Annotated in this window: 25 protein-coding genes; 3 read left to right on the top strand and 22 right to left on the bottom strand. The window is 43.5% G+C overall.

Features of this window, described 5'->3' with window-relative positions; translation table 11 throughout:
• Window positions 1-2 precede the first annotated feature (2 nt).
• From L3556_RS01260 to glcD, 19 genes are all read right to left on the bottom strand, one after another.
• Window positions 3-998, bottom strand: coding sequence for an NAD-dependent 4,6-dehydratase LegB (locus L3556_RS01260; protein WP_277865487.1), 996 nt, complete (start codon window positions 996-998; stop codon window positions 3-5).
• Between the two features lie 2 nt (window positions 999-1,000).
• Window positions 1,001-1,924 carry a radical SAM/SPASM domain-containing protein gene (locus tag L3556_RS01255; protein ID WP_277865486.1) on the bottom strand — a complete coding sequence of 308 codons (924 nt, stop codon included), beginning with the start codon at window positions 1,922-1,924 and terminating at the stop codon, window positions 1,001-1,003.
• A 49-nt stretch (window positions 1,925-1,973) separates the two neighbouring features.
• The gene (locus tag L3556_RS01250) at window positions 1,974-3,110 is read right to left on the bottom strand and encodes a TIGR00180 family glycosyltransferase (protein WP_277865485.1); all 1,137 of its coding nucleotides are present in this window, start codon (window positions 3,108-3,110) and stop codon (window positions 1,974-1,976) included.
• Between the two features lie 10 nt (window positions 3,111-3,120).
• Window positions 3,121-3,867 carry a cephalosporin hydroxylase family protein gene (locus tag L3556_RS01245; RefSeq protein WP_277865484.1) on the bottom strand — a complete coding sequence of 249 codons (747 nt, stop codon included), beginning with the start codon at window positions 3,865-3,867 and terminating at the stop codon, window positions 3,121-3,123.
• Window positions 3,864-4,559 (bottom strand): WbqC family protein, encoded by a 696-nt coding sequence (locus tag L3556_RS01240; RefSeq protein WP_277865772.1) that lies wholly within the window; start codon window positions 4,557-4,559, stop codon window positions 3,864-3,866. Before L3556_RS01240 ends, L3556_RS01245 begins: the two co-directional genes overlap by 4 nt.
• A 25-nt stretch (window positions 4,560-4,584) precedes the next feature.
• Window positions 4,585-5,328 carry a formyltransferase family protein gene (locus L3556_RS01235; protein ID WP_277865483.1) on the bottom strand — a complete coding sequence of 248 codons (744 nt, stop codon included), beginning with the start codon at window positions 5,326-5,328 and terminating at the stop codon, window positions 4,585-4,587.
• A complete protein-coding gene (locus L3556_RS01230; RefSeq protein WP_277865482.1) occupies window positions 5,292-6,446 on the bottom strand; it encodes a class I SAM-dependent methyltransferase in 1,155 nt (384 codons plus the stop codon). The genes L3556_RS01235 and L3556_RS01230 overlap by 37 nt, the downstream gene beginning before the upstream one ends.
• A 46-nt stretch (window positions 6,447-6,492) precedes the next feature.
• Window positions 6,493-7,095 carry a phytanoyl-CoA dioxygenase family protein gene (locus L3556_RS01225; protein ID WP_277865481.1) on the bottom strand — a complete coding sequence of 201 codons (603 nt, stop codon included), beginning with the start codon at window positions 7,093-7,095 and terminating at the stop codon, window positions 6,493-6,495.
• A gap of 231 nt (window positions 7,096-7,326) precedes the next feature.
• A complete protein-coding gene (locus L3556_RS01220; protein ID WP_277865480.1) occupies window positions 7,327-8,448 on the bottom strand; it encodes a DegT/DnrJ/EryC1/StrS family aminotransferase in 1,122 nt (373 codons plus the stop codon).
• Entirely contained in the window at window positions 8,445-9,668 is a 1,224-nt protein-coding gene (locus L3556_RS01215; RefSeq protein ID WP_277865479.1) for a class I SAM-dependent methyltransferase, read from the bottom strand. Before L3556_RS01215 ends, L3556_RS01220 begins: the two co-directional genes overlap by 4 nt.
• A complete protein-coding gene (locus tag L3556_RS01210; protein WP_277865478.1) occupies window positions 9,665-10,222 on the bottom strand; it encodes a dTDP-4-dehydrorhamnose 3,5-epimerase family protein in 558 nt (185 codons plus the stop codon). The genes L3556_RS01215 and L3556_RS01210 overlap by 4 nt, the downstream gene beginning before the upstream one ends.
• A complete protein-coding gene (gene rfbG / locus L3556_RS01205) occupies window positions 10,219-11,295 on the bottom strand; it encodes a CDP-glucose 4,6-dehydratase (RefSeq protein WP_277865477.1) in 1,077 nt (358 codons plus the stop codon). The genes L3556_RS01210 and rfbG overlap by 4 nt, the downstream gene beginning before the upstream one ends.
• A gap of 4 nt (window positions 11,296-11,299) precedes the next feature.
• Window positions 11,300-12,088 (bottom strand): glucose-1-phosphate cytidylyltransferase, encoded by a 789-nt coding sequence (rfbF, locus tag L3556_RS01200; RefSeq protein ID WP_277865476.1) that lies wholly within the window; start codon window positions 12,086-12,088, stop codon window positions 11,300-11,302.
• A gap of 131 nt (window positions 12,089-12,219) precedes the next feature.
• A complete protein-coding gene (locus L3556_RS01195; RefSeq protein ID WP_277865475.1) occupies window positions 12,220-12,891 on the bottom strand; it encodes a Uma2 family endonuclease in 672 nt (223 codons plus the stop codon).
• Between the two features lie 4 nt (window positions 12,892-12,895).
• Window positions 12,896-13,726, bottom strand: coding sequence for a PD-(D/E)XK nuclease family protein (locus tag L3556_RS01190; RefSeq protein WP_277865474.1), 831 nt, complete (start codon window positions 13,724-13,726; stop codon window positions 12,896-12,898).
• Window positions 13,727-13,755: 29 nt separating this feature from the next.
• Window positions 13,756-14,445, bottom strand: a complete 690-nt coding sequence (locus L3556_RS01185; protein WP_277865473.1) for a Uma2 family endonuclease — start codon at window positions 14,443-14,445, stop codon at window positions 13,756-13,758.
• A 148-nt stretch (window positions 14,446-14,593) separates the two neighbouring features.
• Entirely contained in the window at window positions 14,594-15,055 is a 462-nt protein-coding gene (locus tag L3556_RS01180) for a DUF29 domain-containing protein (RefSeq protein ID WP_277865472.1), read from the bottom strand.
• A 63-nt stretch (window positions 15,056-15,118) separates the two neighbouring features.
• On the bottom strand, window positions 15,119-15,805 hold the full coding sequence (locus L3556_RS01175; RefSeq protein WP_277865471.1) for a Uma2 family endonuclease: 687 nt from the start codon (window positions 15,803-15,805) through the stop codon (window positions 15,119-15,121).
• Between the two features lie 241 nt (window positions 15,806-16,046).
• Entirely contained in the window at window positions 16,047-17,513 is a 1,467-nt protein-coding gene (glcD, locus tag L3556_RS01170; protein ID WP_277865470.1) for a glycolate oxidase subunit GlcD, read from the bottom strand.
• Window positions 17,514-17,676: 163 nt separating this feature from the next.
• Here glcD and L3556_RS01165 point away from each other — a divergent pair, with 163 nt between their 5' ends.
• Complete coding sequence (locus L3556_RS01165) at window positions 17,677-19,095, top strand: cation:proton antiporter (protein WP_277865469.1); 1,419 nt, start codon at window positions 17,677-17,679, stop codon at window positions 19,093-19,095.
• Between the two features lie 19 nt (window positions 19,096-19,114).
• Window positions 19,115-20,491 carry an FADH(2)-oxidizing methylenetetrahydrofolate--tRNA-(uracil(54)-C(5))-methyltransferase TrmFO gene (gene trmFO / locus L3556_RS01160; protein ID WP_277865771.1) on the top strand — a complete coding sequence of 459 codons (1,377 nt, stop codon included), beginning with the start codon at window positions 19,115-19,117 and terminating at the stop codon, window positions 20,489-20,491.
• On the opposite strand, the gene tsaE is transcribed toward trmFO, so the two are convergent.
• Complete coding sequence (gene tsaE / locus L3556_RS01155) at window positions 20,412-20,882, bottom strand: tRNA (adenosine(37)-N6)-threonylcarbamoyltransferase complex ATPase subunit type 1 TsaE (RefSeq protein WP_277865468.1); 471 nt, start codon at window positions 20,880-20,882, stop codon at window positions 20,412-20,414. The two genes, trmFO and tsaE, sit on opposite strands and share 80 nt — an antisense overlap.
• A 144-nt stretch (window positions 20,883-21,026) precedes the next feature.
• On the opposite strand from tsaE, the gene L3556_RS01150 reads away from it, so the two are divergent.
• A complete protein-coding gene (locus L3556_RS01150) occupies window positions 21,027-21,641 on the top strand; it encodes a Uma2 family endonuclease (RefSeq protein ID WP_277865467.1) in 615 nt (204 codons plus the stop codon).
• A 77-nt stretch (window positions 21,642-21,718) separates the two neighbouring features.
• Here L3556_RS01150 and L3556_RS01145 read toward each other — a convergent pair whose 3' ends face one another.
• A complete protein-coding gene (locus tag L3556_RS01145) occupies window positions 21,719-22,894 on the bottom strand; it encodes a glycosyltransferase family 4 protein (RefSeq protein WP_277865466.1) in 1,176 nt (391 codons plus the stop codon).
• Between the two features lie 205 nt (window positions 22,895-23,099).
• Window positions 23,100-23,522 carry a photosystem I reaction center subunit II PsaD gene (psaD, locus tag L3556_RS01140; protein WP_277865465.1) on the bottom strand — a complete coding sequence of 141 codons (423 nt, stop codon included), beginning with the start codon at window positions 23,520-23,522 and terminating at the stop codon, window positions 23,100-23,102.
• Window positions 23,523-23,546: the final 24 nt, after the last annotated feature.

Genomic DNA, 23,546 nt, shown 5'->3' with positions numbered 1-23,546 from the left:
CTCTAAATGACATAGCGATCGCTTTGGTAGGCAGCTAAATTTTCAGGGTTTGTAAACCAGTCAGCGGTTTCCTGAAGTCCCCGCCTAAAACCATCACGCCCCCCATACTGAGGTTGCCACCCTAGCAATGCCTGTGCTTTACGATTATCAGCCCAAAGACGGTTGACTTCGGATTTTTCAGGTCGAAGACGCTCTTCATCAGTAATGATTTCAATTTCAGTATCCATGACTTCGGCAATCAAATGGGCGGTATCGCCAATGGAAATTTCAAAGTTACTGCCGATATTAATCACCTCACCCATCCCCTGATCCGCATTTAGGGCAGCAATAAAGCCTGCAACCGTATCCTTAACATAATTAAAATCCCGTGTCGGTGAAACCGCGCCGAGCTTAATTTGACGTTGCCCCTTAGCAATCTGGCTAATAATCGTCGGTATCACAGCCCGAGCTGATTGGCGGGGCCCATAAGTATTAAAGGGACGCAATATGATCACCGGCAAGCCAAAGGAGGTATAGAAGGAATAGGCTAATTGATCCGCAGCGATCTTCGTGGCGGAATAGGGGGACTGGCCCTGTAAGGGATGGTCTTCAGTGATGGGTACAAATTGGGCTGTTCCGTAGACTTCACTGGTTGATGTTTGAATGAGCCGTTGAACGCCTAGCTCTCGGGCGGCTTGGAGTACATTTAATGTTCCTTTGACATTGGTATCAATGTAGGTATCTGGTGAGTGATAGGAATAGGGAATGGCAATCAGGGCCGCTAGGTGAAGCACACAATCACATCCTTTCATGGCCTGTTTAACACCATAGGGATCCCGAATGTCTCCGGCAAATACATCTAAGTTATCGCGGATTGGTTTTGGCAGGCGATCGAGCCAACCCCAGGAATTAAAGGAATTGTAGAGGACAAAAGCTCGAACATTGTATCCTTGAGTAATTAGAGTTTCGGTCAAATGGGAGCCAATAAATCCATCTGCTCCTGTAACTAAAATCCTCATTATTAATATGCTAATTTTGCTTTAGATTTATAATGAACTGGTAATTTTTCAACTTGTTCAGACAGGGCACTAATTGTTGATTGAGTAGGCCTTAAAAAAAAATTACATCCAGCACACATATCTTTTTTACCAAAAGGTGAAAACTGATGCCTTATTTTTTTCATTAGTTGATTATTTTTCCAATTCTCAATTCCATCTGAAATATAGCCCAAATTAATTTCTGCAGAAAAATCTGCACAGCAAAGAGCCAGTTTACCATCAAATGCAACAGTGATATATGTAAAGGGATAAGTACAAAACCTTGTTAGATCACGTTCATGATCATAATAATCAGTTTGAATATCAGAATTAAGCTCGGAAATAAATTTTCCAGATTTGGTATCGTACCGTGTCGTTGTCATTAATGGTGATATTGAAATTTGATCAACAAAATCAGCCCAACAAGCAAAAAATTCATCAATATTCACACTTTGGGTGGCAAGTAAATTACAGTTAATCAAAGGTCGCTGAGAATGGTCACGAATATAATTCCAAAATTCTTCAATATTTCGCTTTACAATATCAAACTTAAGAGGATAGCGGAACTTTTCATAGGATTCTTTATCCCAACCCTCAATTGAATACTGAAGATAATCAACCCTGGAGAGAACCTCAAAATGTTTATATAGCATTGATGCATTAGTTGAAACTGTAACAAAAAAATTCTTGTCTTTTAGGATTGATACATATTCAGCAAATTGAGGATGTAAAGTAGGTTCGGCAGTTGCATATAATCTAACATCAGTGATACCCATTGATTCAGCTTGGGAAACAGAAATATCAAAGGTTTCACGATCCATAAACCCCCTGGCCCGTTCTTCAGGCATATGAATTCGGGGGCAAAAAGGACATTGAGCATTACAGGCCCCACAAATATCTAAAATCATATTAGTGGGATGATAAGTATTAAAATAATACCTGTAAGCGGATGAAGCCTTATTTCTCAGATTTCTCATAAAAACAGCGTATAGATGATTCTACCCGATCAATTTCATCGATTTTAACATATATTCCTTGATCACTAAGTTGTTGACACATTTTTCGAAGGGTAATTTTGTCCTTTTGAAATTTATTAAAATCAAATATTAAGTAAATTTTTTCTTTGATTTTTCTCATTATACCCCATAAATATTTGAAAGGTGTTATTGACTTAAATATTGATTTCGATGAATTTGTAATATTATTTTTTTTCAAATTATTGGTACATAAGTTTGAATAATTATCCATAGCTTTCTTAATGGCAGATTTAATTTTTATTTTTTCATTTTCATTAGTTTTAGCGTCTAGTAAGGGTAGCAATGTATGGTTTATGAAATCTTCACGAAAATCATTTTTTTCAGGTGCTAACCACCATTCGTGAAACTGGTTATTTCTACTCAGACTAATATCTTCTGAATTGGAAATCGATGGATTTTCAAATGATCGAAGCCAATGAAGATAAGGAATAATTTTCGATTTTCCAAAATATACTACTGATAATTCAAATTGCAACTCACCAATAGCGAATATTGGAAATTCATAATTAATATTAGCTTGAAATGCGCGAATCCAAACTTCACGTCTTACGACTGAATATATTGTCGAACAGATATATTGACTCATATGATCTATCATTCGTTGACAGGGATCTTCAGACTGAATACTATGATCCTTAAGGGACTCATATATCGATGAAGCAATAATACTGTTATCACTGGAATTATATTGAAAGCCTATTGCCAAGCCCATACATGCAACAAGTGTATGATCATTTTCTAGTTCATTAATCGAAGCAAGTAAACTAGTTTCAAGGAAAAACTCATCATCTCCAATTAAAGCCACATAATCAGTAGCCAAAAATTGAACAGCATAGCCAAGGCGTTCCTGACAAGAAAGGGGAATATGATGATAGAAAATATTATCGGAAAAAATAAGTAAATCATTATTATCAATAGGATATGATGTACCATCAATAACATGAAGGAAAACTTCTTTTCCAGACCAAAATCTCATATTTCGTAATGCATAGAGTTGCCTATTATAACTCAGCATTACTAAGGTCAATTTTTTTAAATTTTTATCTGCCTTGACCATATTCTCTGCTCTAAAGACGTTTTAAATAACCATCGGGGGCTACTGTGATCAAAAGTTTATTTTGAATATTTGTATCGATTTCAAATTCAGGATGGGTTTTCAGGTATTCCCACACGGCTGTTTTTGGATTATTACCCACTCCCCAAGGCCTGTCACTAAACATATTATCAGGTAAATCCTCAATTATGGTATCAAACACTACGCAATAGCTGCCGACTGACACCAATGGTGCATAAGCTTCTAGTTCAGCCAATACATGATCGTGGGTATGGTTGCTGTCTAGAAATACTAAAATTTTCTGCTTGCCAGATGCTTTTGCCTTCACCTGTTCAATAATTTCAGGATCAATGCTCGATCCTTGAATCATCGAAATGCGTTTAAACATCGGATGGGATTCAATAGCTTCCCGATTGTGGGTGCGAATATCAATATCCAATCCCAAAACCTCTGCATCTTGGCAACCACCACAGATCGCGTTAAGCTCTAGCATCGAAGCCGAAAAAATCAGTGATCCACCATGGGCAATACCTGTTTCAACAATTAAATCAGGCTGAACTTTCCATATCAACTCTTGCAGTGCAATTATATCCTGCGGATACTGAATAATCGGGCGACCAAGCCAAGTAAAATTATAAGTGTACTGGTAAGGAGCAGAATCCAGCATAAACTGAATAGCTGACTTCTGCACATTATCATCATTTCCCAAACCTGCAATATTTATAGACTTTGATTGATCAAATTGTTCAATAGGATTCATGCTAGAAATTCTTTCCAATAGATTGTTGAAGACTTGATATATGCTTTACCCTGTTTACCAGTATTAGCAATAAGGTCTAGTATAGAAACATGAGGGTTAAATCCAGAAAATTGCTGTGGATAAGGCAGCCTGAGATAGTTCATATATTCTACTCTAATCCCATTCTTTTCAAAAAGAGAATGATCTAAGTAATTTTTAGCCCCATGGCCAGTAATGTAATGTGTTCCATTTAAATGCTTAACTATCCGGTACACTCTCTCAGAGCTACTACCTTCTATTCCAACTTTAGAAGCAGTATAAAAAGTTTTATATTCTGCAAGATCAAAGTAGTGAATACTCAGTCCCATACTTTTCATAGATAATTCTGAAATAGTAGTAAGAGACAAATCAAAAAGATTAGTTACTAACTCTAACATTTCCTTGGCATATGGAGCATTCTTATATGCTTGCTTAAGTATTTCTAAATGTTGGTTTTGCCAATTCTTTTGATTGTTTATTTCTAACTCATTAATTAAAACACCCAGCTTTAGATTTTTTAAAGGAACTGTAAGCCACTTAAACCCCTCCAGCGAATTAGTTTTTACTTGTACACGATTAGTAAAGCTACCTTTAGAAAACTGAACATCATCGTAATTTACATAAGCATCGCATAAATTTATCTGCTCAAACATACCAATCCAAGGGAAATACATGGGTTGCGAGATAACTATTTTCATCTTATGAGTTGATTATTTTAGTATTTTCATGTTGTTGCAACTCAAGAAATCCCTCCACAAAATTTGAATTCTGTAATATCGGGTTTGCAGAGAGGGAATAAGGTAAAGCTTCTATTATTTCAAAGCTTGAGAAATCGTTAGCAAAAGCAATATAGTTTTTTTCAAGTAGTTCTATCCCTATCAAAGTTAAATATACTTTTTGCAAAAAAGAAACCTTAGAAGCTTTTTCTAAGTTAGTTTGATGGGGCATAGGTGTTTGTATCTGAGCAATAATAGCTCCAGTATCTATACCTTCATCTATCAGATGTAGTGTAGCACCCATGAATTTAGCTCCAGATTGAATAAATTGCTCAACAGCATTTATCCCTTTAAAAGCAGGTAGCAACGCAGGGTGTATATTGAGACAAGGATATTTCATAAAGAGATCTTTTGTTAATATTCGCAAAAAGTATAAAAAGATTACATCCACACCACCAATACTGTAGATATATTCATTAGCTTCTATCGAAAACCGTTTGCGGTCAACATATGTAATTCGTTTATATGGAATATCGTTGTTGCGACAAAAATTTTCGATTCCACATTCTCTATCCGTAAAAACAAAATAATCATGCTTAGTGGATGAATATTTGCAAAGTATTTTCCATGTTTCTATAAATGCACTTCCTCCACTAGATGCTAAAATTCCTATACGCATATCCTGTGTTTCTATAAATACAAAATAGATAATTTCTTGTCCTTCCATGAAGCTATACCTCCAATAATTTGAGATGCAATTCTTGGGTTAATCCCTACATAAATACTGGTTACATCTTGGGGTAAGTCATCGGGATGATGTATATCCTTACCCATTACTTTTGTGTTGTGTAAAAGCGGGTTTTGATCTATGAAGCATTGAACATTATTTAAATTTTCAAGGCATGTAGCAATAAAACTACCATAAACACCTGCTCCGTATATGGCGGATTTTTGTCCTCTCACAGACTGCTCAAATTGACAAATTTTATCCTGTAAGGTATTCCAATAATTGGCTGTTTCTTGCACGGCATTTACTACGTCTGCCAATTTTTGGGAATTAATATCAAATTCTAGCGAGTTTTGCGATTTCTTTTTGCCTATAGCAATGTAAGCACCGAAATGGGAGAAAGCATCAATTTCAACAGTTTCAAAACCTGCTTTTGCTAACAGATATTTCAAGGATACATCACTATAATGATGTACATGGTCAGCAACTATAAAGTCACCTGTATTCTCAAAGACATTAGGCACAATACAATAAAAATATCCGCCATCCTTTAGTAAGTTATTAATATTACGCAGTTCTTTGACAGGATATGGGGCGTGTTCAAAAGCAAAGAACGATGTAACTAAATCAAATTTCTTGTGCCATTCTGGTTTTATTTTGTAAGAAGCATAATGATCTGAAGGCAAAAATTTGTCCCATAAATTGACATACATTTGACTGACATCAAACAAGTATATTTCTACGGAGGGATTATGTAAACCCAGACGTTTCATCACTGTACCCTTAGCACAGCCATAATCTAAGACTTGCATCCCGGCTTCAAAATTAATCTTTGACAATAGAGTATTAACCTGATGCTCTTGTCTAAAGACTTTTTTGCCATCAATTACCTTATATAAAATATCATCTTCATCACTTTGATTAAAGAATTGATATTGTTTATCGTAGTAAACTTCAATATCTTTGATTTCTTTAGTCTGTAAATGACCTATTTCTTCATTAAAATAAACAACGGTTTTGCCCTCATAAGTTTGGCTCAAAGAAGTAACAGATAAATTTCCTTGCGATTCATAAATTGGCTTTTTTAAAGTTTTTCCAGTTAAGGCACAGTTAATCATAGTAGTTGATGTTAGATTTGAAGACAACTTGGATCCACGCAAAGCGCTAATCTATAACTAATTCAGGATGAATGTCTTTAAGTTGTGTACCATTGGCGACACAACCAGTCCAATTAATGCGAATTCCGCTGGGATCTTCAAAACTAAAGTACCTAAATTGTATACTCCAGCGAGATCTTTCAGAAATATTAACACCCGATGAATGTAAAGTAAGAAAATCTATTAATAATAAGTCTCCTGGTTCAGAAAGTGGTGCAACAGTACCATATTGAGCAATTAAAGCTTCTTCATTCTCTAAGCGCATTGCATATACTCCCGTTTTTTCAGGATTGTCTGGATCTTTCAAATAAGATCGCCGTAATCCACCCACATGAGATCGTGGGCATATCTGTACTGGCCCCATTTCAGAGATTAAATTGACCAGGGGACTCCAGAAAACTATACCATCTATACTTCTCAACTGATCTCTATATTCGTAATGCCACAAAGAACGATATTTTTCTTCGTGAGGGTTATCAATGCGAATACCATAGCCTGCTGCGGCAATTGCTGGAGTATTAATGTTTCGTAATTGCATAAATACCCGATCGTTTTTTTCTAAACTAAGCAGACGCATAAAGGCAGGTATCTGTTTAATAGCATCATACACTTCCCCCCCATATTTACGATTAACAGAAATTAACTTTTGATAGCCATAATCAAAGGTCTCAGGAGAAAAGTCTTTAGATTCTATTTCAATATTATATTTTTAAAAGATTTTAATATTTCCAAATACCATATAATATAGGCTCTATCTCTACCTTACGGTTGTAGAATCCTTTGATGACAATATAGCCGTATTCATTAAACTCTGTTACTTGTTCTTCTGTAAGTAAATTATTTAGCATTTAGACATAATTTCTAGTTTTTTGGAAATACAGTCTATAACAAAAGATAGGTATTGTTGATTTATATCATAATAGCTAGGTAGATTAATCGAACGTAATGGAATATTCCATGAATTTATATTAACTTCTTTCTTCTCAAACATCGATAAACTCGACAAAGGATGAAAGAATACTCTTGCGTCTATATTTTCTGATGTGAAAAGAGATTGTAACTGTTCGCGGGTCACTCCAGTTTGTTTATCAAAGACAATGGTGGGCATCCATGCCCCATTAATCGTTCCCTCTGGCTCAGGATTCATCGACACACCCTCAAGACACTCAAGATGATCTTTATAAAATTTCAGAATCTCACGTTTCCGATCAATTAGTTCATCAATGCGCTGCATTTGTCCATAACCGATCGCCGCCTGAATATTAGACATTTTATACTTAAAGCCCACCATATTTGGCCAAAATTGCTTTTTTTGTCCTCTGGCGCGTCCATGATTAGAAAGAGTAAGTACAGTTTCATAAAGATCAGCATCGTTTGTGACAAACATCCCACCCTCACCAGTAGTTAGTGTCTTTGTCCCGTGAAAGGAGAAACTCCCGAACTTGCCCATACTTCCAGCTCGTTTTCCATGATAAATCGAACCGATCGCCTCTGCTGCATCTTCAATAACTGGAATTTCATATTTCTTCCCAATAGCTAGCAAACGATCCATTTCGCATAAATTGCCATACAAATGAACTGCAACAATTGCTTTTGTTTTAGGTGTAATAGCAGCTTCCGCTAGTTCAGGGTCGATGCACCAGCTATCCGGTAAGATATCTACAAAGACAGGTTTTGCTCCTAAATGTACAATGGGTGCTGCGGTAGCGATCCAATTGGTATCTGCCAGAATTACTTCATCACCTAGGCCAATTCCCAAAGCTGCCATACCCATGTGCAATGCACCCGTGCAACTTGAAGTTGCAATGGCATACTTTACACCAAGATGATTTTTAAATGCTTCCTCAAATCGATCAATATATTCATAACAGCGATCTCCCCAGCCATTGCGAGCGGCATCCGTAGCATACTCAACTTCTAATTCAGTAATAGAAGGCTTCGTGTAGTAAATACGAGAATTCATATTACCTCCATTTGGGGAATAGCCAAAACCAGCTTTCCCCCCCAATCTCGAATATACTCAAGCTGAAGCATGATTTCTTTTTTTAAATTCCAAGGTAAAATCACCACATAACTAGGCTTAGTGCTTTTGATTTGACTTTCATTTACAACAGGAATACGACTCCCTGGCATAAACTTTCCCTGTTTGGCAGGAGAAGCATCACAAATATAGGGTAGTAAATCCGGTTTTATACCAGCATAATTCAGCAGTGTATTTCCCTTGGCAGCAGCTCCATAGGCAGCAACTTGTTTTCCCTTTCGTTTTTGTTCAACTAAAAATGAAATAAGATGGTTTTTGACTGTATTTGCCCTTTCTTGAAAGGTTTGATAGGGAATTGGGTTTTGTAAACTAGCAGTTGCCTCTTGATCTAATATCGATTGGACTCTTCCAGTGATCGATCTCCGATCATCTTTGTGACATCCATAAACCCGTAGGCTGCCTCCATGGGTAGATAACTCTTCAGTGTCCCAAATTTTGAGGCCAGCATCATTGAAAATTTTATTCACAGTATAGAGAGATAAATAGGAAAAATGCTCATGATAAATTGTATCAAATTGTACCTGTTGAATAAGTTTCATTACATGGGGAAATTCTAGGGTGATTGTTCCACCGGGTTTGAGTGCAGCCTTTAGCCCACGGGTAAAATCGTTAATGTCCGGCACATGGGCATACACATTGTTCCCTACAATTAAGTTGGCTTGCTGTCCTTGGTCTGCTAATCGTTGACCTAATGGTTCCCCAAAAAATTCCCGTAGGACTGGAATCCCTAATTTTTCAGCTACTGCGGCAGTACTTGCCGTAGGTTCAATGCCCAAGCAAGGAATCTCTTTCTTAACGAAGTTTTTCAGCAAATAGCCGTCATTTGAGGCGATTTCAATCACAAAACTGTCCGAGTTTAGCCCAAGGTCTTTAATGATTGCCTGGCTATACTGGGCTGCATGGGCCAACCAACTTTTGGATGTACTCGAAAAATAGGCATATTCCGCATTAAACAACTCATCTGCTTGAGTAAAATCTTCTGTTTGAACCAGCCAACACTTTTGGCAAACCAAGACCCGTAAGGGAAACCATAATTCTGGGGAATGAAGCTTTTCTGGTGTTAGATAAGCGTTTGAAGGAGGAGCACTGCCCAAATCTATCAGTGGAAGAGTCATGTCAGCACCACAATGACGACACTTCATAAACTGATTCCTGAAAACTCATCAGCTAACAGGGGATGAGTTTGATCTCGCTGGGACAGATCCGTTGGCACTAGGGGCCAAGAAATACCCAAGCGAGGATCATTGTAGCGTAGCCCACCTTCTGCCGTTGGGGTATAGGGAGCCGTATGAAGATAAAGCAATTCGCTACCTGTCTCTAAAACTTGAAAACCATGGGCACATCCTTCAGGGATCACAACCATTATCGAGGCATTTGGCTCTAATTCTACACCATGCCATTCCAAAAATGTCTTTGAACCCTCTCGTAAATCAACGACAACATCCCAGACTCGGCCCCGAAGACAGCGAACCAGTTTCATCTCAGTAGCGGGTGGAGTTTGAAAGTGGAGTCCGCGAATTGCCCCAATCTCCATGGTTTGTGAGATATTTATTTGGCGAATGATTCGACCGCCCAAGACTGAAGCCAACTGTTGATCACAAAATGCTCGATAAAAGAAGCCCCGCCGATCTCGAAACGGTTGACCTTGGACAAGAACCATTCCAGTAATTGGGGTTTCTTTAAGCGTTAGACTCATAGCTCTCCCACACTATTTTGATAGGCATTAATTTGCCCTAAAGAGTACGTAGCCATTTCTTGACCCGCCAACCAGGCCCGATGCCACTCAATGGTTGCCGCTAGGGCTTGCTGAATTGACCATCGGGGAGACCACCCCAATTCACAGCGGGCACGGGTAATATCCAGCCTTAAAAGGCTAGCCTCATGGGGTTGGTTAGTCATGATCTCAGCATTAATTTGGGCATTTTCACCCCAAAGAACTGCCATCATTGCGGCCACTTCTCCCACTTGGGCTTCTCCCCTAGAACCCGGGCCAAAGTTCCAGGCACCATTATAGACACCAGAAGTAAGAAGTTTCTCAGCCAGTTGCAAGTAGCCAGAAAGTGGCTCTAGGACGTGTTGCCAGGGGCGTACTGCTTGGGGATGACGTAACAACACGGGTTGATTTACTTCAAAAGCCCGCAAACAATCAGGCACGAGTCGATCTACAGCCCAGTCACCTCCACCCACCACATTCCCTGCTCGTACTGTGACAAGTTTTGGCTGTTCTTGACCGCTAAAAAAACTACGGCGATAGCTGGAAACCACTAATTCCGCAGCGGCTTTACTGGCACTGTAGGGATCATAACCGCCTAATCTATCTACTTCACGGTAGGGGTAGACCCACTCATGGTTTTCATAAACCTTATCAGTGGTAATAATAATAACTACTTTGACGCATGGTAAATCTCGCACAATGTCTAAGACATGGGCTGTGCCCATCACATTGGTGGCAAATGTGCCCAGGGGATTGCGGTAACTTTCTCTAACTAGGGGTTGCGCCGCTAGATGGAAGACAACATGGGGTTGGGCATTCATCATGGCCTGTCGCAGGGTGGCAAGGCTTGCCAAGTCGGCCCGAGTGTCTTGGCTTAAAAACCGATTGACTTCAGCCACTTCAAATAGATTTGGTTGGGTCGGCGGTGCTAGGGCATAGCCATAAATATTTGCTCCCAATTGATGGAGCCATAGACTTAGCCAACTTCCCTTAAAGCCAGTATGGCCCGTCACAAAAACTGGGGTATTCTGCCAAATCGTCGGATCAAGGGTCACGGAGTCACCACATTTTCCAGGGAGCTTGGCCCGTCTGCCAGAGGTCTTCTAGGTAATTTTTATCTCTGAGAGTATCCATCGGTTGCCAAAATCCCTGATGCTCAAAGGCCATTAATTCTCCTCTAGAAGCCAGTTTATCTAAAGGTTCGGCTTCCCAGGAAGTCATATCTCCAGCAATTAAGCTAATACATTGGGGTGAAAGAATAAAAAAACCACCATTGATAAACCCACCATCTCCAGGAGGTTTTTCTGTAAATCCGGTTACATAGTCTTCCTGGTTGATCTGCAAAGCCCCATAACGTCCTGGTGGTCTTACCGCCGTTACAGTGGCCAATTTGCCATGACTCTGATGGAAATCAATTTGCCGAGTAATATTAATATCAGCAATGCCATCCCCATAGGTAAAACAAAAGGCTTTCTCTCCCTGTAGATATTCTGATACACGCTTAAGTCGTCCGCCAGTGAGGGTATTCTCCCCGGTATCTACAAGTGTGACACGCCAAGGCTCTGCTTTTCTTTGGTGCACAATCATAGTATTTGTGGCCATATCGAAAGTGACATCGGACATATGTAAAAAGTAGTTAGCAAAGTATTCTTTGATGATGTAGCCTTTATAGCCACAGCAAATAATAAACTCATTCACGCCATGGGCAGAATAGATTTTTAGGATATGCCAGAGAATGGGCCGCCCACCAATTTCAATCATGGGCTTGGGCTTGAGATGAGTTTCCTCAGAAATGCGCGTACCAAGTCCACCGGCTAGTATCACAGCACGGTTAATTAGATTTCCCATTTTCGATTATCAGTAGACAGAAAAGTTTGATAAGCATTCTACAGCCTATTTCTAATCTGTACCATATCATTGTTTATACGATCGTAAAATGGCAGAGTTTGTTCCATGAAAAGCCTTCCTTAAGATGATGATTACTGGCTTAGACGACTCAGAAATGTTTGATATTCAGAGGAGGCAAGACCCATGTTTAACCCCTGCAACACCTGGCGGATATTCCCTGCCAATAGAGCCTGAACATCGAGCCACAGCCCTGGAAATACCTGACTTTTGAGATAACTGCCATCAACAACCTGACGTTCATAGCTACCCTTAATGAGAACATACCAGTAAAAATCCGGCTCTTGGGTCGTCCACACCAGATACTCCTGTACCCCATTGCGACAATAGACCTCTAGCTTATCGTGAAGATCATAGGCGGCACTACTGGAGGCAATTTCCACAACTAATTCAGGGGCACCTTCCAGGTAGTCATCGGAGGTAATCCAAGACTGGCCGCCTACAGCAGTATGTAGCCGCAATAGAGCATCAGGTTGAACCTCGTTCTCTGCCCCCAAACGAACCGTTCCATTATCAACTAATTGAGTCCCCAGAGTGGAGGCAGTATAGACTCCCAGCCAAGTCATAATCTGACTGTGAGGCTCTGCATGCCGCTTGATTCTTACTGGGGATGCCATGTACACAACTCCATTAATCAGTTCGGCTTTCTTGACCTTTGGCATCTGGGTATAGCGTCGCTCAAATTCATAGCGTTCCAGGCGATCGCCATTTTCTAAAACGGGTATCTGTACTTGATTCAAAGACACCACGTTATTCCTCCGAGAGTCCTTCGACAGCATCAGCATAGCTGTAAATTTCGATTCCCAACGCTTCAGCAACTGGCAAAGCGCGGTGATCTACCATCGGTGAAATGACAATTTTGCGGCTAATATCCCGTTGGGCATGGCGGGCATAGAAATTCACCTTTCGGTCAAAGATATACATGCCTGCCTTATCAATAGAGGATTTAATTTCACAGGCGATCGTCATCCCGTTTTTGATAATCAAATCAATCTCCACCTGATCGGGGCGACCAAAGACTTCACCCTCATTGTCATAGAGGGTCAGATTTAAGACATCAACCCCAAAAGATTCGGTTAAAATACCCGCTAAGGCACTACGAAAACTAGCTTCAGAAGCAATGCCCCAGCGAGAACCTAGGGCACCAATCGTACTCTCAAATCGCTTATCAAGACGACGGATTTCTGCCAGTTGTTCGTGCCATCTGCGATCTTGTTCTTCCCACCGGCGGGCTTGCTCTTGCCAACGATGATCTTGCTCTTCCCACCGGCGGGCTTGCTCTTGCCAACGACGATCTTGCTCTTCCCACCGGCGGGCTTGCTCTTGCCAGCGACCGGCTTGTTCTTCCCACCGACCGGCTTGTTCTTCCCACTTGCGGTTTTGTTCTTCCCACTTGCGAGTTTGCTCCTCGCGATCTCGCTGAAGTTCAGCCAAAATGCGATCAAACTTACTATCGGCTTCGTGTCTGCTTATATAAAACTCAGAGACTGTTCGCAGGACAAAATCTCTGACTAGGGGATCCTGGGCGACTAGCTGCGGTAGCTCTTGTTGAATAATGGCAATGACTTCGGCTGGTTCCACGAGGCAATTAAAACTCTGATTAATTTATTTTATCTAGTTTTTTGGCGTAACTGCTGCACAAATGTTTGATATTCAGGAGAGGCAAGGCCAAGGTTTAAGACCTGTAACACTTGGCGGATATTCCCGGCTAATAGGGCATGAAGATCAAGCCACAACCCTGGAAATACCTGACTTTTGAGATAGTCCCCATCAATAACCTGGCGTTCATAGCGACCCTTCTGGAGAACATACCAGTAAAAATCTGGCTCTTGGGTTGTCCACACTAGGTACTCCTGTACTCCATGGCGACAATAGACCTCTAGCTTATCGTGGAGATCATAGGCAGCACTACTAGAGGCTATTTCCACAATTAATTCTGGGGCACCTTCCAGGTAGTCATCGGGGGTAATCCGAGACTGGCCGCCTACGGCAGTATCCAAACGCAAGAGAGTATCGGGTTGGACTTCATTGTAGCTATCAAGACGCACTGTGGCATTGTCAGCAACCTCAGCGCAGGGCGTAACTACTGCATACACCTGTAGCCAAGCATTGATTTGACTATGGGGTTGGCCATGCTGTCGATACCGCAAAGGGGAGGCCATGTATACGACTCCATTAATCAGTTCGGCTTTCTTGATCTCTGGCATCTGGGCATAGCGTCGCTCAAATTCATGGCGTTCCAGGCGATCGCCAGTTTCCAAAGGAGGTAGAGAAGATGAAGGTGGCCAAATTATCGTCATAGTCTAGGTTCTTATACCGACCGGTAATATATTACTACTCAGGCAAAAAAGACTCATCTGTTAGCTCTTGCCAACGATAGGGGCAGCTTTCTGGAAAAATGTCTGCATCTAAAAATGTTTCCTTAAGAGCACCTTTACGTCGATTCTTTTAAGGGAACCAATCTTCATCTAATACTTGATCAAGATCAGCGATTGACTTTTTGGGAAACGTGCTGAGAGGAAGCTGTGATCTATCGCCAAAAATCTCTCTAGCATCTTGATAGCATTCTTCAAAAACCTCTTGACAATATTCCTTTAAGCTAGGACTAGCTTTCAACTCCTTTTTAATTTGTTTACGAAAAGTACGCACTTCACCTTGCCAATGTCCAAGATTTTGGTCTTTCTCAGACTGCCAATACTTTAATTTTAGTAAATGTTCAATGAGTCGAGTTAGCAAGCTTTCTAGTTTTCGTTTATCTCGCCGACTCAAATCAGCAACCTCCTCAATTAAATTTTCCAAGTCAAGGGCATTAAACTCTCTTTTCTCTAGTTGCTTAACTGTTTCAATTACCCAAAGATTGTAATCAATTTCATACAATGTTTTGGACATGATTTTTAATTGATCAGTCATATCTTATAGTCTCTGGATATAATTCAGTGATTTGCAGCGAATAGTTGGGCGATCGCCGTTAGCTTAAATCAAATTTGGATCAATGCCTAGCTCGCGTAACTTAGTTGCCAACTTAGCTACTCTTTGTTCAGCTTGATCCTTGGCTTGTTCCATCTCCCTGGGGCTAAGTAATTTGGTTCCTGACTTGGGAGCATAAAAACGCATCTCACCATTTGCCTCTAACCATAGCTCTAAGTCCAGAGTTTCAGAATAAACCGAGAGGCGATCGCCCTGAATTTGCCCTGGTATGGGTAAATAATTGTCTTCAATTAAACGAAATCCTTGCAAACATGGTTTCAAATAATCAGCAGTGGGATCATATTGAAAATATTCTTGCACTCCCAAGTAAGCATATAAACCTCTTTTCGTGCCGCGATCTTCACTGGCGGTACTTTTTGAAGTAATTTCCAATACAAAATTAGGAATTTTGCCCTGTTCCTCCCATGTCTTATAGGAAGGTCGCTTTTTTTTCTCCACACCAAACACCACAAATACATCAGGAGCTACGACTGCTTTGGGGTTTCCCTGTTCGTAATAGATAAATAAATTTCCAGAAACATATACATCAGCATTTTCTTTAAAATAACTGTCTAAGGCTTCGAAACTATAAATCAAGTAATCTCTAGTTGCATCACTCTCAGCCATTGGCAAGCCATCACTATCAGGATAAGTAACATCAAAAAGTGAATATCTAACGGAGGTTGCCATCATTAAGACCTCACAAAACTATATCTTAAAATCTAGGGTAACATATTCACTATTTCCGAGAAGCGACAACGTCTTTCGCGCTAATCGTAAGGGGCAGTTGTTCAAGGATTGACTGGGGTGCAGTACAATTAAGACCTGATTCAAGCTATTTTTCGGGAGAGAATGATGCGGTAGTCCATCATTTACCAGTTGTTTGATCTTACCGTTCCCCCCTTCGCTTCCACCGTTTTAGTTCAAAAATCAGCTAAAAAATATCGACTTCTCCAGGCAAATCAATGATTGAACTGTGAGCTGCTTCACCACAGGTACGGGGGGTGGGAAAAATCTTATCCGGATTAGCCAAGTGCTTAGGATCAAAGGCAGCCCGCAATGCCTGCATGGTCTCTAGATCGGCAGCACTAAACATATCGGGCATAAAACAGCGTTTATCACTACCAATGCCATGTTCCCCGGAAATACTGCCCCCTGCCTGCACACATAACTTGAGTATCTCTCCCCCTAGATGTTCTACGGCTTCTAGGGAACCGGGAATGGTTTCATCGTAGAGAATTAAGGGGTGTAAGTTTCCATCCCCAGCGTGGAAGACATTGGCAATGCGGTAGCCACTGGTTTCACTGAGGATATTAATCTGATCCAAAATTTGTGAGAGTTGGCTACGGGGAATCACCCCATCCTGAACAAAGTAGTTGGGACTGAGCCGACCTGCCGCTGCAAAGGCCGCTTTTCGCCCTTTCCATAGTTTTAGGCGTTCTTCAATGTCGGTGGCGATCGCCACAGTCCTGGATCCATTGTCATAGCAAATCCTTTGGATCTGTTCCTGGAGTAGGGGTACTTCTGCGGCCAGACCATCCACTTCTACCAAGAGAATGGCTCCCGCATCCCGGGGGTAGCAGTTGGTCGCCACCACATCTTCCACCGCATTAATACTGATGTTATCCATAATTTCCATGCCCGCTGGAATGATCCCGGCCCGAATAATGGCAGAGACCGTTTCCCCTGCGGCAGTAATGGTCGTGAAATCCGCTAACAGAACAGCGATCGCCTCTGGGGTCTTCAAAATCTTTAATGTAATTTCTGTGGCAATCCCCAAGGTGCCTTCGGAGCCAACAAATACCCCCGTCAGGTCATAACCAGGCTGATCTGCCACCGGGCCCCCTAGAGCCACAATATCCCCCTGGGGTAAGACGACCTTGAGACCAAGAACATGGTTTGTGGTCACCCCATACTTGAGGCAATGCACGCCACCGGAGTTTTCGGCCACATTACCGCCAATGGAACAGATAATTTGGCTGGAGGGATCCGGTGCGTAGTAAAACCCGGCTCCACTGACCGCTTGGGTGACCCAGGCATTGATCACCCCCGGTTGAACCACCACCTGCTGATTATCTAAATCAATGCTCAAAATTTGATTCATGCGGGAGGTGACAATCAATAACCCGTCGGCCATGGGCAAGGCTCCGCCGGAGAGGCCCGTCCCAGACCCTCTGGCCACAAAGGGAATCCGATAGCGATCGCACACCTTGAGAATGGCTGCCACCTGTTCCGTCGTTGTTGGTAAAACCACCAGGGGCGGCCGCTGCCGATAACTGGCCAACCCGTCACATTCATAAACCAGTCGCTCGGATTCATCGCTAACCACCGCGTCTGCACCGGCGATCGCCCGCAGTTCAGCGGCAATGCGCTGCCAGGGAGTTGTTTGGGATAAAACCATCCGTTACCGTCCTAACCCTTTAGAAAAAGAGTAATTAATTTTACTATAGCGTTTTCGCTGATTCCCCCTAGAGTCTCCCCTGGAAAAGGTAAAGTTTTGATAAAGAATGGCGGATAGGTTATCCTCATTTTTGTACTCAAAGGGGACATCACTAGAAACGCCTATGCCACCCTTATTGTTCAATCAATTTGACCTCGCTCCATGGAGTCCGATCGCTCAAGTTGCTGCTGAAGATATTAACCTAGCCGAAATTAGTCCCCTGATTCTTGCGGCAGTACTCCTTAGCCTTGTGGTCATCTACCTCGCCAGTAAATTGGGCGGTGAAATTTGTGCCCGTGTGAACCTGCCCCCGGTGTTAGGTGAACTTTTTGGTGGCGTGGTCGTGGGAGTCTCGGTTCTCCACCTCCTCATTTTTTCCGAAGGAGCAGCGGTTGAACCTTCGGTTTTGACGACGTTTATTCAACAAACCGCTGGCATGGATCCAACGATCTCTGGGACGGTGGCCAGTACAGCCAGTGAAGTCATCTCCGTCCTATCGGAAATTGGGGTGATGATCCTCCTGTTTGAAATTGGCCTAGAGTCAGATCTAGAGGGCTTACTTAAAGTTGGCCCCCAGGCGGCCCTGGTGGCCCTGGTGGGGGTGGTGGCACCCTTTTCCGCCGGAACCATTGGTCTGATCACCCTATTTCATGTGGATCTAGTGCCGGCCATTTTTGCGGGTGCGGCCCTCACGGCTACCAGTATTGGCATTACCGCCAAGGTGTTAGCGGAAATTCAAAAGCTCACCTCCCCAGAAGGGCAAATTATTATTGGGGCGGCGGTACTCGATGATATTTTGGGCATCATTGTTTTAGCGGTGGTGGCAAGTTTGGCCAAAACTGGTACGGTCGAGGTCAGTAATGTTCTTTACCTGATTGGTAGTTCCGTCGTCTTTTTAGTTGGCTCCATTGTCCTGGGCCGGTTTCTCAGTCCCTTTTTCCTGGGGATGGTTTCTCGATTGACGACCCGGGGCGGCCTCTTGATTCCCTCCTTGGTTTTTGCCTTTGTCCTGGGGTATATTGCCGTCATTTTGGGTCTAGAAGCGATTTTGGGAGCGTTTACCGCCGGTTTAGTCCTGGGAGAGACGGATAAACGGCGGGCATTGGAGGAGCAAATTGTCCCCATTGCCGATATGTTAGTGCCCGTCTTCTTTGTCTGTGTGGGTGCGAAAACTGATATTAGTGTCCTCAATCCGATGGTTCCGGAAAATCGTGAGGGCTTAATTATTGCCTCCTTTCTGATTGTGGTGGCGATCGTCGGCAAGGTGGTTTCTGGGGCCACGGTCTACAGTCCACCGGGGATCAATCGTTGGGCCATTGGCATTGGCATGATTCCACGGGGGGAAGTGGGCTTAATTTTTGCAGCGGTGGGGTCTGCCAGTGGTGCCCTATCCAAATCCTTGGAGGCGGGGGTGATTGTCATGGTGATCCTCACGACGTTTGTGGCCCCGCCCCTACTGCGCGTTGTCTTTAAGACCGACGAAGAAGCTGTCGATGCCCCTAGCCTTGCCAGTGAAGTAGCAGAGTTACCCCCCGATGGTTGACCGACGACCCGTGCAAGGAATGGATTCCCAGCCGGCTGACTCAGCTATTACGGTGATTGGTGGTGGCCTAGCGGGCACGGAAGCGGCCTGGCAAATTGCCCAAGCGGGTATTCCGGTACGATTCTATGAAATGCGGCCCCAACGGTTGAGTCCAGCCCACCATAGTGGTGAATTGGCGGAATTGGTCTGTAGTAATTCCTTTGGAGCCAAGGCTAGCGATCGCGCCACTGGACTATTGCACAGCGAACTACGGGCCCTGGGATCCATCATTATTCGCACTGCCGATCGCCATCAAGTGCCAGCCGGGGGAGCCTTAGCCGTTGATCGGAGCCAATTTAGCCAAGAACTGACCCAGACCCTTGCCCACCATCCCCTGATTGATTTTCGCCGGGAAGAAGTGACGGAAATTCCCCGCCAAGGCATTGTCGTTTTAGCCACCGGGCCCCTCACCAGTCCTGCCCTGAGTGAGGATCTACAAAGGATTACGGGTTTGGAGTACCTCAGTTTTTTCGATGCGGCCAGTCCCATTGTTGTCGGTGAATCCATTGATCAAACTATCGCCTTTTTAGCCTCTCGCTACGATCGCGGTGAAGCGGCCTATCTCAACTGTCCCTTTACTAAGGATGAATACCTGGGCTTTTGGACGGCTCTAAACCAAGGGGAACAGGCCCCTCTGAAGGACTTTGATCGGGAAACGGCTAAATTTTTTGAAGCCTGCCTGCCCGTCGAAGAACTGGCTCAACGGGGGGAAGATACCCTCAGATACGGCCCCCTCAAACCTGTGGGACTGACGGATCCGCGCCATCCTGGGCAACGACCCTATGCGATCGCCCAGTTACGTCAAGAGGATAAACAGGGGCAACTCTGGAATCTGGTGGGATTTCAAACCAATTTACGCTGGGGAGAGCAGCAGCGAATTTTTCGGATGATTCCGGGGTTAGGGCAGGCTGAATTTGTGCGGATGGGAGTGATGCACCGGAATACCTTTTTGAATGCCCCCAAATTACTGACCCCAAGCCTATCCTTTGGCGATCGCCCCACCCTTTTTGCCGCTGGCCAATTAACAGGCACCGAAGGCTATACCGCCGCTGCCGCAGGAGGTTGGTTAGCGGGAACTAATGCTACACGAGTTTTGCGGGGTCAAACTCCCCTTGTTCTGCCGCCGACAACCATGGCTGGGGCCCTATTTCAATACATCAGTACCGCCGATATTAAGCATTTTCAACCCATGCCCCCCAACTTTGGCATTTTTCCTGCCTTACCCACAAAAATCCGTAATAAGCAGCAACGCTATGGAGCCTACCGCGATCGCGCCCTTAGGGATTTAGAAGATTGGGCAAAAGCGGCTGATGTAAGGTTGTTGCCGATAGAGTTAGCCGCCGTTGTTCCGGGGTAGCCACCACTAATTCAACCTTGAGATACTCCTCCGGTAAATCCGGTAAATATTCGGGCCATTCAATCACCACAATGCCAGGAGCCACCTCTTCTCCCTGCCAATAGAGTTCAGGATGTAAGTCCCGCACTTCTTGGGGTAAGAGACGGTAGAGGTCAAAGTGATAGAGGGGAATCCGGCCCTCAAGGTATTCCTGAATCAAGCTAAAGGTGGGACTCTGAATTGGCTCTGTAATTCCTAACCCCTCACCGATGCTTTGAACCAGGGTTGTTTTACCTGCGCCCAAATCGCCATAAATGAGAACGACTGCCCCCGCTGGCAATGCTTTCCCCCAGTGCCGTCCCAACTGTTGCAGACGTGGAAGGTCTAAATTAAGGGGTAAATGAGTTCCCATGGCTAAAGGAGCTTTTCTTGCCCACTCGTATAATAAAAACGGTAGGGATTAGCTTTTTAATTATCTGTAATACTATCAGAAAACCTATCAAAAGTATAGATTGTATTGCTGCAACACCCTTGATTTGTGATTAAGGAAAATCTCATGTCTACTCTGATTCAACCACCACTAAAAACCCCGGAAACTCCTGACGTTGGGGTTCCTGAACAAAAAGTCTGGACGGATGAAGCGTTCATGGCACTACCTGACGACGGGCAGCACTATGAGGTTGTGAACGGAGAATTGATTGATATGGGAAATTCAGGGGCAAAGCATGGCTATATAGCGATTATTTTAAGTTCTGCCTTATTTGCAGTTGTGATGGCTAAAAAACTAGGTGCTTTGTTTGATTCCAGCACGGCCTTCAAGATGAAAAGTGGTAATAAACGATCCCCTGATATTTCCTTTTTTGCCAAAGAGCGTTTACAAGAATTGAATGACCTTCCCATTGGTTTTTTGGATGGCGCACCGGATCTGGCGATCGAAATCCTTTCACCGACGAATACAATTGCAGAAATTGACAGTAAATTAGCTGAATACTTTGAGAATGGTACTCGACTTGTTTGGGTGATTCATCCTAACCAGCACCATATTCTGGTTTACCGCTCTGCCCAAGAACCAGATCGCCTGCTCAAATCAGCAGATTCTCTGGAGGGCGAAGAGGTGATCCCCGGATTTACCCTGCCCGTGACTGATTTATTTCAAAAGCGTTCCTTCTAAAAATCCAAGTTTCCATTAGCCGAAATAGCTATCACGTTTGATGCGCAACTCACATCGCCATGAATGTTTTCCAGCAATTAAATCATCGGTAGGGTTTGGGACTGGGAATTTTTCTGATCGGCGGCTTGAATGACATCATGATAGAAAACCTCTAGGCGATCGATATTATGTTGGAGACTATAGCGATCTAGAACCCGTTGGCGCGCTTTTTGTCCCAAAATTGGAATCATTTCTGGGTGCTGCTGAAACAGGGGTAATAGGGTTTGCAGTTGGCTCTTGACATACTGAGGATTCAGCAAAATACCCGCTCCTTCTAAAACTTCGCCATCGGCTCCCACGTCCGTTGCCAAGCAGGCCAGACCACAGGACATTGCCTCTAATAGGGATAGGGATAATCCCTCAACAAAGGACGGCAAAATAAATACATCCGCTCCCCGTAAAATATCAATGCGGCGTTGCTCATCCAGAATCGTACCCAGCCAAAGAATATTTTGCTCCGGGCCAAAACTAGCCATGAGGGACGGCATTAACGATCCTCCCCCCACCAAGACCAATTTGCAATGATCGGGCATCTCCGCCTTGCACCACGATCGCAACAGGGATTCAATATTTTTCTCAATGGCAATGCGACCTTGGTAAATGTAGAGACATTCCGCATGAAATTCATTTTTAACCTGGGACGGGCCGGGGGAATACTTCTGGGTATCTACCCCATTGGGAATGACGGTGAGGCGATCGCCGGGCACCCCAAGTCGAATTAATAGATCCCGCTGGGCCTGGGAAAAAATAATGACCTGATCATAATTGGCTAAAAAGGGGGCATACAACTGATAGGTAACGAGTTGGGTTCCGGCGGAGAGGGTGCGGTGTTTTTCACTATAGGCAGGATGAAACGTTGCCACCAAAGGAATACCCAACTCCAGGCAAATTTCTGGCAGGACAAAATCGAGGGGTGACAAGGTAAGGGAGGCATGCACCACATCAGGGCGCAATTTTTTCAGGGCGGCCACCAGCATTTTATTGGAGCGGGGGCTGGGAATGGTATAGACCTGGGATTTATAGAGGTAGGGTAAGGGCACATCAGGGCAATCATTCCCCGTTACGGCGATCGGCGATCGCTCATCTTCTTGGGCAAAATGTAAAAAACTAACCTGATAGCCCCGATCTAACAGGCCATTGGTAATTTCTCGACTATAGGTGACATTGCCACAGGGAGGAGATTTTTTACCAAGCCAAGCAATATGAAGCGACACAGACCATTCATTCCAAAACCTAACGTTATCCTACCCTATCCCCCAGAAATCCTTTAGGAGCATCCAGGAAAGCCCTAGGGCCGCCATAAAAACAACCTGAGGAACAGATAAGACCATTCCCCAGGATAAATAAACAATGGGTTCACAATGAATTCACAACCGAACGCGATAGTGCATTCATCATGGTTTGCCAACTCAGGAATCCCTAAGCATCGTAGGCGTTCTTACCGGAAAACTTAATCTCAGAGGGGTTAGGATTTTCGCCAATGGAGCGGGGAACGCTGTTGACAGCCACCCGTCCTTGGTTCACCTTCTCAGGAAATACGCCATCTTTGGGATGGAGTAGAACCGTCTCGCCATCCGGGAAGACCCGATAGATTTTGTAGTCATTGATTTTACGGGGACGAAGTTGTTGGGCCGCTAAAGCCAAGCATTGCTCCTTACGGGCCAAGTAAACAAGGTTTTCCCCTTCGCGCATAATGGCGGCACCAGCAGTGGGCATCTCAAAAACCTGCTCTTTGGAACTGGTCCAGGTGATGGCATACTTCTCTTCAACATCAGCTTTGCTCAGCAAGCCACCAGTACTGCCAGCATACAGAGGGGGTTGCCCGGTCAATGTTTGCGTCATGCTTAAATAACTCCCAATCTCGCA

Source organism: Candidatus Synechococcus calcipolaris G9 (assembly GCF_029582805.1).
In the GTDB taxonomy this organism is placed as follows: Bacteria; Cyanobacteriota; Cyanobacteriia; order Thermosynechococcales; family Thermosynechococcaceae; genus Synechococcus_F; species Synechococcus_F calcipolaris.
Note: the sequence above shows the minus strand (reverse complement) of the source record. Positions and strands in the feature narration are given on the sequence as shown.